A 15,882-nucleotide genomic window follows, 5' to 3' on the forward strand; every position below is an offset into this window, starting at 1 on the left:
CCCCACAGCGGCACAGCGGGCATAGAAGTGAGAACGTGCTTCTCACTTCTATGCCGCCATGCCACTGTGGTTCTGCGTTTGGAGCCCGTTGCGGTACTAACTTGAAAAGCCCAGGCCACGCTGACGCATGCTGACAAAGCAGCCATGGCCGATCACGAGATGGTCGAGGGTGTCGATATCGAGCAGTTTCCCAGCCTGCACGATCTCGCGCGTGACCAGAACATCTTCAGGCGAGGGCGTCGGTTCGCCGCTGGGGTGCTGATGCGCCACGATGATCGCTGCGGCGTTGAACCTGACCGCCTCCTTGAAGACTTCGCCTACCCTGACCATCGAAGCGTTCAGGCTGCCGCGATAGACCGTGTGTAGCTTGAGGAGCCTATTCTTGGTGTCAAGCAATACCACGCGCAACTCCTCTTGATCGAGATGGCTCATTTCAGCGATCAGGAGCGGTGCGATGTCCGCGGGTGACTTGACCTGCAACCGCTCGCCTGGTTGGGCCAGCAGCAGTCGACGGCCGACCTCTAGCGCAGCCTTGACCCGTGTGGCGCGCGTGCGGCCGAGGCCAGAAATGGATTGCAGCTCGTCGAGGCTGGCGCGCTGCAGGCCATGCCAGCCGCCAAACGTTACGATCAGCTGCTGCGCCAGGGCGACCGGGTTCGCGCTGCCGGCGCTCCCAGAGAGGAGTGCTGCGATGATCTCTACATCTGACAACGCGGCCGAGCCATAGCTCGCCAGGCGCTCGATCGGTCGCTCGCCGATTGGCCACTCGCGCAGCGGTCGCTCGTTCAGACTCCGGCGGGCCACTGTCTGTGCGGCTGGGTCGAACAGTGTTCGTTGCGTATACACTAAAAACCTCCTGAATGCATAGCTCCAGGCGCCAGCTGTCGCCCAGGCGGCAGTGAGCGCCTGAAGCGGCAGAAATAACATTCGATCAGGCGTCGCAAACGTGTGCCACGTCGCAGAACGCGCAGGGCGACTGGAAGGCATCGAGGCCTTTACGAGCGCTGAACAGCTGATTGTCCATCAGCGCCGCGGCCATGCCGAGCTGCCGGCCGAGCCGTTGCAGCACGGTTGCGTGCTGAGCCGTGTCGGTCCAGACTGGCAGCACGCCGGTCTCGGTCAAATAGATATGCCCAATGCGTACGCGATCGTCGTCGGTGATGTAGCCGTTCTGCCGCAGCAACTCAACATAGATCGCCATCTGCGCGCTTTCGGCGAGTTCGTTCGAGGATATCGGCTTGCCGGTCTTGTAGTCGGCCACGCATAGCATGCCATCGCCCTGGCGCGCAAGCACGTCGGGCACGCCGACGACCTCCACGCCGGCGAGGGTGCCCGCAAGCAGACGGTAGCGCGTACCGCGCCCGTCTTCGTCGAGCTCGACGATAGCCTCTACGCTGTCGCTTGCTCGCGCCGCATCGCTGTCAGCAGTGGCCAGCTCGGCGACTGGGATGCCCTCCACGAGCAGCGGATTCTCCAGCAGGAGCTCGCCTTCGCTGTCACGCAGGGCGACAGCCCGCCGGTAGTAGTCGGCCAGGCTCTGGGTCTTGCCCCAGCGCGCGTGCCCAAGCCCGTGCTGCTGGAAATCCAGCAGGCGCGCGAGTACCTGGTCGTACTCCGGATGACCGACGCGCCACGCCTTCGCGGCGCTCGTCGTGGGCCGGCCCTGCGCGGCATACGCGGCGTCAAGGGCGACCAGCTGCTGGAGGTCACCCCAGACCGGCCCGCACTCGCGCGTCCAGACCTCAGTATGCGCCGCGTCCATTCGCATGCCGCGGTACATGAGTCCGATCGTCTCGTGCGTGATGCGTCCGAACCAGGCGCCGGCCCCAGCGCGCGGGCTGTGGCCGAGCCCGTACCGCAGATGCCAGGCGTAGCCGCAGCGGTACCACAGCTGCAGCTGCGAGATGCTCAGTGGTCGGCGCACGGACGCGTCCTGGCTGGTGGCTTGTGTCTCAGTCGTGGTTGTCACAGGAAACTCCTTTGAGGCACCCACACGGGGTGCCTCACGTAACGGCACCCCGTGGTGGGGTCTCAAAGGATACGAGTTTAGTATTTTCGTGCGTAGCGTAGGAGGATGCGTCCGAGGCGGTCAGGTAGGTGGCGGATATCCTCCACGCCGATTGTGTCGTCCGTGCCGAAGATGTCGCGCAGATAGCGGATCTCGCCCTGGCCACCGACGAACAGGCCGATCACCAGAGTGCCGGCCCGGCGCAGCTGCTCGACGGTCTGCCGCACGGCGTCGGCCGGCTCGTCGGTCGGTCGGCCGTCGAGCAGGTAAATAATCACCCTGGTGCGCTCGGGACGCGCGGCGAGCTGCTGCTGGGCGAGCCTGAGACTGGCGCTGTAGCACTCGTCGCCGCTGTCGCCGTACATCCCGGCCAGCAGCGCGCGCGGCCCCTCGGCGCTGCGCGGCGTGTTCCACTCACGAATCCAGATCACTGGCGAAGCAAGCGCAAACGAGCGCGCGCCGTCGGGATGGTGGCAGGTATACCCGTTATTGCCGGCGTAGCCGATGCACAGCGGAATGTCGGCCGCACTACAGGCCATGTCCAGCAGGATGGCCGCGCGGCGGGCGTGCGGCATGCGACCCTGCTCGAACGAAGGGCCGGGCGCGCCGCCAGCCGCCCAGTCGATCGGGTTCGGGCTGCCGCCCATGCTGCCGGTGCGGTCGATCAGCAGCACCATCGCCAGCCCGGCGGGGTCGTGGTCATTGACGCGTTTATGGAGCAGTGGCACCTCACCGTGGCTGCGGATGTGCGCGCGGGCATCGAAGGTTCCACTCGTTTCTGATGGACGGACATCGACGTCGGGCGTCGGGACGACCAGCACTTTGAGCAGCTGCCGCAGCAGGCCGCCGACCTCGCGCTGGAGCGCCGCATACGGCTGCATCCACAGATTGCCGGCGCTCGGGTCACAGTCGACCGCTGGCGGCTCGTCCTCCTCGACGATGATCCCGGCGATCACCTCATCATCGTCGCGGTGGCCACTCCCAGCGCTGTGGGTGTCGTAGCCGGGCGCTGCACTCGATAGCGGCTGGTCGTCCTTGCCACGTCCGAGCGCGCCGTCTGCAGCTTCTCCCGCAGTGACCACTATAGAGAGATCAGATGGCAGCAAATCGTGGCCGCCGGTGCCTGCATTCTGTGCCAAACCAATGATCCTCAGCAGCTCCAGCGCGATCTCCGCGACGCGCACGGCGGTCGGCGCTTCCCACGCCTCCTCGACGCGCGGCCGAATCTGGTCGTCCCAGAAGCCGCGCTCCTCGTCGCCAGCCCAGCGCCAGCGCGACGGTATGCCAGAGGGGCGCAGGCAATCCCAGCGCCAGAACAGGCAGGCGTTTAGCAGCCGATCCGCGCGGCCGGTCTCGTGAACCGGCGTGAGCGGCTTTTTCTGCCAGAGCAACGTGCCCAGCGCGTCGAAGTCGGCGCGGGCCGGCGCGTAGTAGCGGCCGGTCAGCCGCTCCATGCGCCCGTCCTCCAGCGCGTTGGTCAGCCAGGCGTGCAGCTCGCCGGCCACCGTGTAGTCGTCGGTGAACAGCACGTGGCCGGCCTCATGCCGAGCCATCGCGCGGCTGATCCGATACTGGAGCGCGGGGAGCGTCCGGACTGTCCGGCCGCGCCAGACGAACGGGAGCAGGCTGTCGCCGCTCCAGCCGTCGGCCATGGTGGGGTCGATCGTAATCTCCCTGGTTCGCAAATTGACATACGAGCCGCCGCCGGTCTTGTACTCGACGTGATAGGGCCGACCGCCGATCAGCGTCCGCACCCAGGTCTCCAGGACGTGCTGTGCACGCCGCCAGGCCCACCAGTTCATCGTATGCTCCTGATGTGTAGGCGTGACGGCACATACCATTCGGCATGCGCCATCACGCTGATTGATTCGTGTTCTGTGTGCTAGATCGCCGACGGGACGTTTGCGGCGACGTAGCCGTGGATGGTGCGCTCGATCTCGGGGTCGAGGTCAGCGCCCTTGAGCGGCACGACGCGGTCAATCCAGACATCGGCTGCGCTCTCGATAAACGCCTGCCGGACGTTAACACCACTGCGATGCAACCGCAGCGTGGCTTCACCCCAGGTGATCAGGGTCGCCAGGTCAAGCGTCGCCAGCAGCGCTTCCTCGCGACGCTGGTACTCGGCCACCTGCAGCGCGACCGCCTGCATTTTGGTGATCAACATCGCGCCGTGCGGGAGTGTCAGGCGCTCGCTGAGGATGCTGCGCACCACATCGGCCTCGTAGCTCTTGAGCTGCAGCCAGCCGCCGGTCCAGCGGCGTCGGAAGGCCGGGTCGTTCAGATTGATGCCGGTGTAGCCGTCGCCCTGGTTGGCGGTTGCGACGAGCCGTGCTTTGTGGCATGGCACCGCGATGCGCTGCTTGGTGGCAGTCACATCGACGATGTAGAACGGCCCCGCCGCTCCGCTCGGGATCGGGATGCCCATCTTGTCCAGATCGGCGGTGGTGTACTCGTTCATCACGCGCATGATCGCGCTGACGACGCTCTTGTGGCCGCGCGCCAGCTCGTCGATGATCAGCATGACCGTCTCGCCGCGCTGGATGCGCTCGGCCCAGCGGGTGATTGGCCCGGGCGCGAAGGCCCAGTCCTTGCCCACACGGGTGTAGCCGCCGAATAGCTCGGCGGCGTCCCAGCCCTCGTCCAGCACGACCAGCTCGAAGCCCATGCCGAGCTGAAACGCGGCGTCCTTGGCCTGGGTGGTCTTGCCAGTGGCGGTCGGGCCGACCAGCATGACCGGCCCGCCGCGCTCCAACGCGCGTTTGATCCGCCCGACGTGTGGCCCCAGCAGCCGGGAGCTGGCCGGGGGGGGCGCCGGTGCGGGTGGTGCGGCTGGCTTCGGCTCTGCAGTCGATGTCGGTGCAGCGCTGTTCGGTGCCGCTGGCGGTTTGGTCGAGGTCGCGGCTGGTGTGGTGGATGCCGAACGTGCCGTCGCGCTGCGCCGGCGCGCGGCCGGCGCAGTCCCAGACGCCGGCGGTGTCGCTGTCGCAGTTGGGGGTGAAGGTGCTTCTGGTTCTGCTGGTGCGGTTCCTGCGGATGGTGTCGCTGGCGACGTGGCCGCCGATGTTGCCGGAGGCGCCGCCTCGGCCGACACAGCCGCCAGGCCGGCCGGGTCGAGCAGCACGCTGCCAGGCAGGCGCATCGCCGCGCCTTCGGCCGCACCTGCAAGCACCTGTGGCTCGGTCACGCCGACCTCGCGGGTCGCGGTGCTCGGAAGCTGGTAGCGCAGCGCCACGCGGAGCACGTCGCACACTTTCACGATCTGCGGCCGGATCTCGGCGTGGTGACAAGCAGTCTCAATCGCACGCTTGTCCCAGGGCACCTCGGCGCTCAGGCGCGGGTAGGCGTAATCCATCGCCCGAACCAGCGCGTACCAGGTTTGGACGAGCTCATCATACGGCGCGGTCGCGCCGCAGCGGTATGCCGCGATCGCCTGGCAGAGGCCCACGACCGCGACCTGGTAAGTCGGGTGCCCGGCGTGGATGAAGCCGCCCAGGATCAAGCGATCGGGCGTGGCATGCCAGCTGAAGTGATACGCGGTGCTGCCGCCGCTCGACCGCATCGCCACGCGGCCTTTGTCTGCGGGGGCGTCAAACGAGAAGCTCGTGACGACGCCGAACAGCACGGCGAGCACCGCCTGGACGTAGCCCAGGCCGAGCTCGATCGTCGCCTCATCGCCAGAGGGCGAGTAGCGCGAGCGCTGGGCTGGCGGGATGGCTTGCAGCGCGGTGAACGCGCCAGCGGCGAGCTCGGCTGCCTTTTTATTGCGCAGCAGCCCGAATGGGTCGTTGTAGGAGGGGGTGGTCACGCTGGTTGCTCCTTTCCGGAGACAACACGCGGCCGCCCTCGCCGGGCGGCACGCCCGTTGCCCCCGGCTGATACTCGGTGGATGAATCTATCGTGACGCCGCGCCCAGTTGCTCTGGCGCACGGTCGGTGCGAAAGTGTGGGCTGTGTCTGCTGGCTTTGGCTAGAACAGTGCGAGCTGCCCGCTCGCCTGGATGACCTCGGCCGATGCGCGGCGCTGTTTGCGCTGCCTGCGCAGCACGGCCGCGATGTCGTCGAGGTTGCCAAAGATGGCTGCCGGCTGCGTTGCGGTTCCCATTGTCTCGTTCGCCACGCGCTCATTCCCTGGCACCAGTCCCGGTGCCAGGTCGAGAGCCATGGTCATGGGCGCGTCGTGAGCTGTTCCGATTGGCTCGGCCGCGACGATCGCCTCAACCATGGGTGTCGGGAGTGCGTGAGATGCCAGCCGCGCGGCCAGCGTGTCGTTCGCCCCGATCCAATCGCGGCCGGCCGCCAGCTTCCTGGCCAGCTCCTCGCCGCGGCGCTTGAACGCCGCCGCCAGGTCGATCTCGTCGTCGGCGTCCAGGCTTGCGCTTAGTCTGGCCAGCGTGGTCTTGTCCGCGCCGGCGGCCTTCGCCAGCGCGCCGTCGGGCGTGTTGCCCGCGAACAGCGCCGCCGCGCCGGATTTGGTGCCAAGCCGGATCAGCTGCTTGTGCGTGGCGGTGCCTTTGTAGGCCAGGTAGTACAGGCGCACCAGCGTGTCCTGCCCCAGCCGCCACGAGCGCCGGCTGGCCTGGTCGAGCATGAACAGGTTCATGGCCAGCTCATACCAGCAGATTGTTTTGATCTTCTGCAGGTTCAAGCCCTCCAGCACGCGCCGGTACGGAACCAGCAGCACGGTGTGGCCAGCATCCACGGCCGCATTGATCGCGTCCTCGCGATCCTCGGGGTCAACGCTGTTGGGCAGTGCCCACGGCTCGAAGTCCGCGAGCACGTGCGTCAGACGGTCGCTCGTGGAGCGCACATCGTTCTGCTCTATATAAATCATGGTTGGCCGTCCGGCGGCGACCTCCTTGGCGACGATCGTATGCAGCTCGCGCTCCAGCGGATACAGATGCTCGCTGGCGAGCGATGGCGCGCGGAAGATCTCGACGACCTCCTCTACGTCGCCCCAGTCGCCGCGATGGGTCTCGGAGACGGTGAACTGCGGCCGCTCCCACATCGGCAGGATCGACCACCAGCGCGGCAGTGTCCCCTGCGCCAGCCGCGCGGCCTCGTTGCGCTTCTCGGCCTTGGCGTGCAGGGCGGCCTCGATCTCACGGTAGGCGGTCTTGAGATCGCGGGCCTTGACCCACGCCGTAGCATCGCTCAGTGCCGCGCGAGCCTCGGCGAGCCGTGCTTTGGTCGTATCCACTCGCGCGCTCGCGGTCTCTCGCTCGCCGCGCGTGCTGGACGCGTCACGCAACGTGTCATCCAGCTCCGCCTGCGCGGCTGCCAGCTCGGCCTCAGCCGACCGCAGCGCCAGGGCGGCGTCCTCACGCTCGGCCAGCAGCGCGGCGTCGTCCATCTCTACCACCACCGGGATCTCCTCGCGTGGTGGCATGAACGCACCAACGTCGAGCACGTCGATGAACGCCAGGTCGGCCAGTAGGTACGGCAGTAGCCGCGTGCTGATGCCCGGCGCGGGAATGGTTGTGACGCTCACGTCGGTTTTTCCGCTGCCGCGCCGCGCGCTCGACTCGAACTCCTTGGTGATCGTCTGGACAACGCCGTATCGACTCATCGCCTGCTCGGCCTCGTTCCAGCCCAGCCCCAGCTGCTGCCAGAAGCGCGGGTTGAAGCGGTACCAATAGGAAAAGAAGTCGGTCAGCACGCCGCCGTAGTGCGTGCCCGACCCATAGCCATAGGTCTGGCTGGCTAGCTGGGCCAGGTGGCCGCTGTGGGCGATGTCGGTCGACTGGCCGCGCAGGTTGTGGCTCTCGTCGATCTCCACAAACGCGCAGCAGCCGGAATAGAAGCGCCGCCAGTAATCGTAGGGTGAAAAGCTGTCTGGCGCCGCCGAGCCACGGTTGCCTTCGGCGTCGACAATCCGCACCGCCGGCCGCGCCGCCTTGCGCCTGCGCGCGAGAGGCGCATCTCCCTCTGCCGCTGCGACGATCGGCTCAACATCCACCGCTTTGCTCCAGGTCGCGAACGGAATGTGCGGATACTTGGCCTGCGTGGCCTTGATCCGCGCGTCGGTCCACAGCGGCGCGCCACAGTGCGCGCAACTCCGCCGCTTGTCCTCGAACCAGGTCAGCGAGCGCACCGGCTCCTGTTTGGCCTCGGCGTCGTCGGCTTTCGCCTCCGCACTCGCGGCGGTGCCCTGCCGTTTACGCAGGCTGCCCGGCTCTGCCTCCACAATCGTGCCGCAGTCCGGGCAGAAGAAGGTCGACTCGACATCGTCCTTCATCAGAAACACGCCGGTCGCCTTGACCCGATAGGCCATTCGTTTGCCTTTGGCATCCAGCACCTCTTCCAGCTCGGGCAGCAGGTCGTCGGATGGCTTCAGGTCGAAGAGCTTGATTGGCTTCGTTTTCGTGCGCACGGCCGACTGCCAGGCGCGGCCGAACGCGCGCGTCTTCGACTGCGAGAAGATCGCGATGACCGCCGGCGCGCTTGATGTGGCGCAGCGGTCCATCCAGCGCGTGACATCGGTGTGGTCGTCGATGATGAGCACCTCGGCCTCCGGCCAGGCGCCCGCAATCTCCTTCTCCCACACCGGCACCACGCGCATCGGCGTCATCACCGCCAGCGGCAGCGCGCGCGGCGCGTCGCCGACCGTGCGCGGATTGGCCTTCCACGCGCGGCGGGTCTGCTTGACCCAGCGCGGCAGCTTGCCCTCCCAGACATGGCGATGCCGCCAGGTGTAGGCAAACAGCGCCATAATCAGGATATGCATGCGCGTTTTCCCTGTCCCTGGCTCGCCGTTGACGGCAAACCGGCCCAGCTCGCACAGCGCGGTGTAGCCGGCGAACGAGCGGTGCAGCTGTGGCGCCTGCAGACCCGCCATCGCAGCGCCGGGCAGGGTCTTGTCCTGCGCGATTGTCGCGGCCACGCCGAGCATCCAGTCGGGCGGGTTGAGGTCGTAGATCGGGGTGTACTGGCCGAGCACGCGTGTCGCCAACAGCGCCAGCCACGGCTTAAGGAAGGCGAACACCTCGTCGCGCTGGTAGTGCGTGAGCGCGCCGGTCTCCAAGTTGAGCACGCTGAGACACGGCTTGTCCTGCTGCTGCTGGATGCTCGTGACCCCCTTCTTGCGCATGTCCTCGTCGACCTCGACTGAGGCCCACTCGGACGCGATGTGCGTGGCGAAGGTGTACCACTGGCCATCCGGCCCCTGCAGCTCCTCGCCGTCGAGCGTGCCGGTAAGAATCAGCGCCGCCAGATACGACTCGCCACTGATCGGCATCAGCGGGTGGTCGAGGCTGGCAGCCGCCTGCCAGGTGGTTGCGCTCTGCCAGGCCGGCGTCGGGTGCGCGCCGCCCATACCCAGCCCGCGCATCAGCTCGGCCTCATCAGCCTTGAGCACGGTGATCTCAATCGGAATTCCGCCGGGCGTGACGATGTAGGGTTCGGCGATTGGTACATCTGGCAGCACGTCGGGGGCAAACCCCTGCGCCCACGGGCACGCCTCGGGCTTGCCCGCGTCGATGCGGTAGCGGAAGCCGCGGATGCGGTTCAGCTCCAGCGCCTCGGGCGTCTGGAGCGGTCGCTCGCGCTTGACGCCGGCGACGACGATCTGCGTGTACTTCGCAAACTCGTCGTCGTCCAGCCTCCAGCACTGAATCTGGGTATAGTTTCTGGCCCAGAAGCGCGCCATGGTGCCGTCCCACTGGCGCGCCGGGACGATTGTGACGTGCGGGCTGCCCGGCCGCAGCGCGGTGGTGGCGTCGCGGATAATCGCGTACTCCAGCCGCCCGAGCTCGCCGGTCAGATACGGCGGGTTCGAGACTATCAGGTCGAGGGCGTTCTCGGTGATGCGGACGTGCTCGAACGCGCTGGTCACAACCAGCGCGCGCGGCAGACGCGTGCGCGACTCGTTCGCGCGCTCGGCACTGAGCTCCACGCCGTAGAGCTGGGCGCGCGGGTGAGCGGCGAACGGGAGCAGCAGATCGCCCGCGCCCGATGTTGGGTCGAGGACGCTGAAGGTCGCAGCCGGGAGGCTGAGCAGGTTGCGGCAGATGCGCTCGGCGTCGATGACGCGCGTGGGGACGAACGCGCTGCTGGCCAGGTTTGCAAGCGTGCCGGAGGCCATGGAGGCTCCTTTCGGATGATGAGCCAGGGCCAGCGGCGCCCCGCCAGGGGACGCGTGTCTGGCCCTGGTCGGGCGGCGGTGAGATACTGAGTTGGTGTTGAGCTTTGTTATCGAGCTGTGGAGATTGGGTTGACGCTGACCAGCTACGCGGCAACAGCAAAGGTGTGGCGCGCCAGGCGCCTCTCGCGCACGGCCTCGCTCACCAGCTGGTGCCAGCGCGCTTGGTCGCTGGCGATCTGCCAGGCCGCAACGCCAAGCGATGGCAGCGGCGTGATCAGGTCGGCGGCCAGCCCCTCCGCCCAGAGCCGATCGGCCCAGTGCGGCAGGAACACCACGCGCAGCGCGCGCAGGTGACCCAGAAACGCGCGAGCGTTCGGGGCGGCCTGATCGTAATTGGCGAAGATATAGCGCGCGGGCCGCGCGGTCGTGCCGGTTGCGGTGGCACCGGGCGATGGTGTGTCAATCGCGTCAGGCCGGGTCAGGCCCTCGCCGATATCGGCGGTGTGCGGGATGACCAAAAAATTCTTCTCGCGGGTGTTCGGGATCGCGGCCTTGATCTGGCGGTAGCTGACCGCATCGGCGCGGCCGAACAGGTTCGGCGCGCCCCAGATCATGCCGTCCGCGACCTGAAACAGCAGCTGTTCGCCTTTGAAGAAGCGAGCAGTGGTTGCGCTCAGCGTCGTATCGTTGGCGACCAGGTTCAACAGCACCGCCTTGCCCTGCGTACTCAGGGCGATGGCGGCGACGCGGGTGGTCTGCCCGTCGGCGGCGATGCTGCCGACGAACTCGGACAGCAGCGGACGGACGAGGGTGTGGTGAGCAAGTAGTGAGGACATCTTGGTGCTCCTTGAACGAGCACACCGACCCATATCCGCCCACCGGCGAGATGGTGTGCCGGTGTGCGGACATCGGGTTATCGAGAGATCATCAGGGAGTGATTGGAGTGGTAAGAGCTGGGATCGGTACGCCCCTGACTTCGGCCGAGAATGTCTCGTCCTGGCTGCACAGATAGACCGAGCCGTCCACTGGTTCCACGAAGATCGTAATCGCGCCGCCACTTCTGGCGGTGGGACGAAGCTGGTCATATAGCGCGGTGAGTGCGCTCGCCTCCAGGCATACGCCGGCGATGCCGTCGCCCTCCACGCAGGCGAGCGTCAGATCGGTCGCTCCTGTACTCAGACGTAGTTTGCCGCGCTCCGCACGCAGATCGGTCGCTGTCGCGGAGCGTGTCGTAAGAAACAATGCGGCAGCCAGCTCCGAAGCGGAAATGCTGACATATGCCAAGCCATCCTCGTCGTTGGCAAGCGCTTCGTCAGCCCGTGCAGCGGTGCTGATAATGGATGATGGAAGTGTTTCCTCAATACCGAGCGCGTCGCGGAGATGCTTGAGCGCCGCAACGCCGCGCTGCGCCAGAAACAGCAGCAGCCGGGCGGCGACGTGCTTGCATACACCGCCGTGCTCGTGCGCGCGGGCGTAGAAATCCTTGCACCCGCACGTCATCGTGACATGGTAGGAACCGATCGGGCTGCAGGCCGTATCGTCGCGAAGCGACATGTGCGCAGTGACCGTATACGATGCCTGCTTACCGCGGCCGCTCGATGCCAGCACTTGGAGGCTGCCGTCGACCGCGATCGTGTAGATCTCCGGTCGGATGATTTTCTCCAGCGCCAGGCGACCCTTTTCCTGGATCTTCTCGGTGGTAAACAGGCGGTTGAACACGGCAAGCGCCAGGTCGAGCGCCTCTTCGGTGATCGGTATCTCGGAAAGGAGCTGGGCCTCGCCAAACAGCGCGTACCACGCGGCCAGGTCGAGCTCCATACGGGCGGCAACTTCTGAGAGATACCCGCTGGCGACGAGCTCGCCATCCAGGTACAGATCCCAGGCCGGAGTCATAGTAGCGTCCTCGCCGTGTGTTGTGGCGGATCGCAGTGCTTTCTTTGGAATAGCGATAACGGTCATTGTTTCACCTTCTCTCGGGGTCTGAGTGTGCGGTCGCGTAGCCACGCAGGGTGGCGCGAACGGTGCGACGGGCGTGGCGGTGACGCTGACGCTTCATCCAGCGTCGGAGTCTCGCCGCGCTGGGGCTGAAAAATCCCAGCGGTCGACGTTCGCGCTTGCGGACGGGTGTGCGCGTGCAGTGGCAGCAACCGCGTCGCTTCCAGGCGTAACGGGTGATATCAGGCTGCATAATTGATGTCCTGCGGCAGGCGCCGCTGCCGTCGCTCAGCGAGCAACCAGCTCCGCGGCGCCTGCGGATGCATAGGCGAGTGAAGGGTCAGGCGGCTTGGGCGTTCTCAGTGGGCGTCAACCCCTTGAGGCGATCGATCAGCTGCATGGCTTGCAACTTGGTGAGCCTGCTCGCTGCGCGGCGGAGGTCTACCTTGCTGCGCAGGCTGGACAGGCTGCTCATGCCGAAGCGGGCGCCGAGCGCGTCGAGCGCCGCGGCGGTCTCCTCGCTCGTCTCATCCAGGCCGGTGTGGAGCTCGTTAATCAGGCGCGCGATCAGCCCAAGCTGGGCGTCGCTCGCCTGTGCGCTGCTACTTGGTCCTGGTGTGTCGGCATCGTGCGCTGACGTGGCGTGTTCCGGCTGGCGCAGCCCAACCCGCTGCTCGGCCTGCTCAAGCGAGCGGCGAGCAGTGGCGGCACGCGCATTGACTGGTGCAGATTCGGGTGCAGCGCTTGGAGGTGGTGTCGTGGCTGGTGGTCGGCTCGCCTCGCCGCGGACTGTCCGCCCATCGCGCGGAATCAGCGCGCCGGGTGTGCCGCGTGCGATTAGGCCGGCGCGCGTATACATTTCGTACACGCAGCGCTGCTCTTCACCGTCGGCGAACGCGAAGTCTTTGCCGACGCGCTCGCCCTTGCCCCACACATTCGGGAGAAAGTAGTAGTACAGCCCCAGCATCAGGCCTTCGGCGCAGGCGCGCTTCTTGGCCTGCACCTCGGCTTCCTGAGCGCCGTTGGCCTCGCCTTTGGCGCTGCCGCTCGACTCCTTCTCGATCAGGCCGCCGAAGGCGCGCAGGCGCGCGATGATCTGGTGCTCGCCCCACGGGCGCAGCACGATGCTCCAGTTGTTTGGCCCGATCTCGTCGTTCAGGCGCGGAAGATACCCCGTCCACCAATCCGAGTATGCCAGGCACAACGCGGCCGTGCCGTCGCGTCGGACGGCGCCGGGTCGCACCTTGACCTCCTCGATTGGAAAGGGCGCACTCAGGCGCTCGATCACGGCCTGAATGGGTTCGGGCAGCTCGGCGAAGCCGGGGATAACGATCTCGGGCTTGGGAAGCATGAGCGTTGGTGCCGCAGTCATTTTGTGTCTCCTCCTGGTCATCGGAGCCACGTAGCTCCGATGGAGATAGCTGGTTGGTCTGCATTAGTGGGTCGCGTGGTAGGCGATGCCGTGTTGATCAAAGGTCGCATAGCCGTAGTAGCCGAGGATCGGCAGCCAGCCCTGGTCGCTGAAGTTGCTGATTGCGCCCACCGAGGGTGATTTGCCGCCGGTGTCGAACGCGCGCAGCTCCACGCGTAGGGAGTCGCCGCTTGAAAGCGTGATGGTCCAAGTGTTGGTGGTCGTATCCAGGGCTGAGACGCTGGCAATCCGAATAGTCGGCGCGAAGCGAGGTGCAGCCGCACTGGGCTGCGAGCTCAGGAAAAAGGCGCTAGCAAGAATCAGAATGGTGAGGATTTGAGCGGTGAAGGTTTTCATCGTGGTAGCTCCTCGAAAGAATGGAGGGCTACCACACATCCCACAGGGCGGTGATAGCCCCTGTGAGGCGAACAAGATAAGGCGACAGAGTTTCAGACCAACAGATAGCTGACTTGGTCAACACACAGCGGTGGCTGTGTACAGCACGCGGCGATATACGCCAGGCACAAACTGCTTGGCGTGGCTATATCAGTGATCACGGTAGACGAGGTGGTAGGTGTAGTGAGGCGAATCGGCCGATTAGACCGTCAGATCTGGCGCGCCTTCAAACAGCGAAGCGACCGTGATCTGGACGGGGAATGTGACGGCTGCGAGCGTGCCGGTTGGAGCAACGCGGTCGACGTGGATATAGTCGCCCAGCGCTGCATCCGGTTCTGTATAGACCAGGATATCGCGCTCGCTCGGCCGCACAATCCAGTACTCCGGCACGCCAGCACGGGCGTAGCTCTTGCGCTTGATCTCGGTGTCGGTCTCGGCATTTGCTGGCGAGAGCACCTCAATCAGCAGGCTTGGGACGCCACGGATGCGCCGATCCGTGATGATGCCCAGATCGGCTCTGTGCACCACGACGAGGTCGGGCTGCACAGGATCACAGCCAGGCATGAGCACGCCAATCGGCGCGATGAAGACAACACCAAGCTGTGGCCGCGTAATCTGGGCATGCAGCTCAAGGAATAGCTGCTGGACGATCCATTGGTGAAAGCTGCTTGGCGCAGTGGTCATGTACAGGACTCCATCAATCACCTCGTAGCGATTGCCATCGTCGGGCAGCCGCTCCCAGCGAGTGTAATTCCATGTCGCGTCGATTGAGCGCAATACCAACTCTGGCAATGTATCGATGATCGTCATCTCCGTCCTCCCGGCGCAGCAGTCTGTGCGCTGAATCATACGCGTTGGCCTGCGCCATGTCAATACCGCCTGGACTGATCTGAGGTTCGTCGGGTACGTCGCGGACTCGGATGCAACGGTGCCACTGCCGGGGCTGCTGGAGCGCCGGCGTAGTATGTCGCCGCCGCCTCGCGGATGATGCGTTGCGCCGTGGCGGTATCGCCCGCGCGAGCAGCAAGATGCATTTCCCGGCACGCGTCGGCCGGCATGGCCTCGATGATTCGCGTCAAATCGCGACGCGAGACATCGTAACTGAAGTTGCCCATGGGAATGCGTCCGCCGCCACTTCCCTGGAGTGAACTGAGAGGTGACATTGTGGTTTCTTCCTTTCGCGGCCATGCCGCAGATGGCGCAGCCGCTCCGCTGGGAGGGCTGCAAATGATTGCAAGCCCCTGAGCGGGGAAGAGTAGGAATAGCAGTGAGAAGGGGAATCAAAAAAGCCACATCGGCAGGAATGAGCGCTCCCGAAAGAGCGATTTCATGCTGAGTGGCAATGGTGATCATGTACAGAACGAGGCTATGATCGGCGGAGCCGAATCAGAGCGATCGCTCTGTTTTGTATGGGTTTGTGTGAGTGTGCGAGACCGCGTCTATGGCATCAGGAGTGATGCAGCGTGTCTCGGGGTGACGATGTTGCAACGACAAAGGCGGCACGGACGGGGTGGGATGCCTTGGTCGGCCTTGTACCTATGCGATTGTGAAACGTACAACAGGAGCTTTTGGTCTCCTGCTGGCTACACCGAATCTGGCATCTCGCGGTTGCAAGCGTTGACGCTCGTCAGAGAGAAAGCGTGCGCCGCCGGTTGGAACCAGGAGACGGCAGACCTGGTTTGGCCAGATCGCCTGTCCATTGTACAAGAGAACTGTACCAACGCATTACCAAAGAGAGCGGCCGCGAGTTTCGTACTTCCTGTCGCCTTGCTGGCGAAACCGCTCACTCATTCATTCTGAGTGGCGAGCACAGTGCTCATCGTTATTGATAATGTGCGTTCTTGACTCTCAGCTCGCGTACAATCTGTGATGTGGACTGCTTCAGTTGCCAATTGTTCCTGTCCATACAACCTCGCACACAATCGCACAGTGGCGCGAGCGCGTTCTGCTGCTATATCGTCCCTTGAGCCAGCATACGTTCCCGAGTGCATTGGCGTAGTTGTTCCACGTCGTGCATCGGTGATGCACCGAACAGCCGTTTGTACTCGCGGGT

At 65.4% G+C, this 15,882-nt stretch carries 10 protein-coding genes; all 10 read right to left on the minus strand.

From position 1 onward, the window contains the following. Nucleotides 1–96: 96 nt before the first annotated feature. Nucleotides 97–789: a RadC family protein gene (gene radC, locus M1P90_RS30555; RefSeq protein WP_483704711.1), complete on the minus strand. Its 693-nt coding sequence runs from the start codon at nt 787–789 to the stop codon at nt 97–99. Between the two features lie 142 nt (nt 790–931). Continuing rightward, nucleotides 932–1,969, minus strand: coding sequence for a PD-(D/E)XK nuclease family protein (locus tag M1P90_RS30560; protein ID WP_483699520.1), 1,038 nt, complete (start codon nt 1,967–1,969; stop codon nt 932–934). Between the two features lie 77 nt (nt 1,970–2,046). Then, nucleotides 2,047–3,561, minus strand: coding sequence for a vWA domain-containing protein (locus M1P90_RS30565; RefSeq protein ID WP_483699521.1), 1,515 nt, complete (start codon nt 3,559–3,561; stop codon nt 2,047–2,049). Nucleotides 3,562–3,890: 329 nt separating this feature from the next. After that, on the minus strand, nt 3,891–5,813 hold the full coding sequence (locus M1P90_RS30570; RefSeq protein ID WP_483699522.1) for an AAA family ATPase: 1,923 nt from the start codon (nt 5,811–5,813) through the stop codon (nt 3,891–3,893). A 161-nt stretch (nt 5,814–5,974) separates the two neighbouring features. Next, nucleotides 5,975–10,087: a DUF6094 domain-containing protein gene (locus tag M1P90_RS30575; RefSeq protein WP_483699523.1), complete on the minus strand. Its 4,113-nt coding sequence runs from the start codon at nt 10,085–10,087 to the stop codon at nt 5,975–5,977. 143 nt (nt 10,088–10,230) lie between these two features. Beyond that, a complete protein-coding gene (locus M1P90_RS30580; protein ID WP_483699525.1) occupies nt 10,231–10,923 on the minus strand; it encodes a hypothetical protein in 693 nt (230 codons plus the stop codon). Between the two features lie 91 nt (nt 10,924–11,014). Further along, entirely contained in the window at nt 11,015–12,046 is a 1,032-nt protein-coding gene (locus M1P90_RS30585; RefSeq protein WP_483699526.1) for a hypothetical protein, read from the minus strand. A gap of 316 nt (nt 12,047–12,362) precedes the next feature. Continuing rightward, a complete protein-coding gene (locus M1P90_RS30590; RefSeq protein WP_483699527.1) occupies nt 12,363–13,394 on the minus strand; it encodes a hypothetical protein in 1,032 nt (343 codons plus the stop codon). A gap of 63 nt (nt 13,395–13,457) precedes the next feature. Then, nucleotides 13,458–13,790, minus strand: a complete 333-nt coding sequence (locus M1P90_RS30595) for a hypothetical protein (protein WP_483699529.1) — start codon at nt 13,788–13,790, stop codon at nt 13,458–13,460. A gap of 240 nt (nt 13,791–14,030) precedes the next feature. Beyond that, the gene (locus M1P90_RS30600; protein WP_483699530.1) at nt 14,031–14,639 is read right to left on the minus strand and encodes a Uma2 family endonuclease; all 609 of its coding nucleotides are present in this window, start codon (nt 14,637–14,639) and stop codon (nt 14,031–14,033) included. Between the last annotated feature and the right edge of the window lie 1,243 nt (nt 14,640–15,882).

Source organism: Kouleothrix sp. 19917 (assembly GCF_057073505.1).

What these genes read in the sequence shown, in the direction of transcription:
- M1P90_RS30565 (WP_483699521.1), bottom strand. Translation starts at nt 3,561, where the DNA reads ATGGCTCGGCATGAGGCCGGCCACGTGCTGTTCACCGACGACTACACG.
- M1P90_RS30575 (WP_483699523.1), bottom strand. Translation starts at nt 10,087, where the DNA reads ATGGCCTCCGGCACGCTTGCAAACCTGGCCAGCAGCGCGTTCGTCCCC.
- M1P90_RS30580 (WP_483699525.1), bottom strand. Translation starts at nt 10,923, where the DNA reads ATGTCCTCACTACTTGCTCACCACACCCTCGTCCGTCCGCTGCTGTCC.
- M1P90_RS30585 (WP_483699526.1), bottom strand. Translation starts at nt 12,046, where the DNA reads ATGACCGTTATCGCTATTCCAAAGAAAGCACTGCGATCCGCCACAACA.
- M1P90_RS30590 (WP_483699527.1), bottom strand. Translation starts at nt 13,394, where the DNA reads ATGACTGCGGCACCAACGCTCATGCTTCCCAAGCCCGAGATCGTTATC.
- M1P90_RS30595 (WP_483699529.1), bottom strand. Translation starts at nt 13,790, where the DNA reads ATGAAAACCTTCACCGCTCAAATCCTCACCATTCTGATTCTTGCTAGC.
- M1P90_RS30600 (WP_483699530.1), bottom strand. Translation starts at nt 14,639, where the DNA reads ATGACGATCATCGATACATTGCCAGAGTTGGTATTGCGCTCAATCGAC.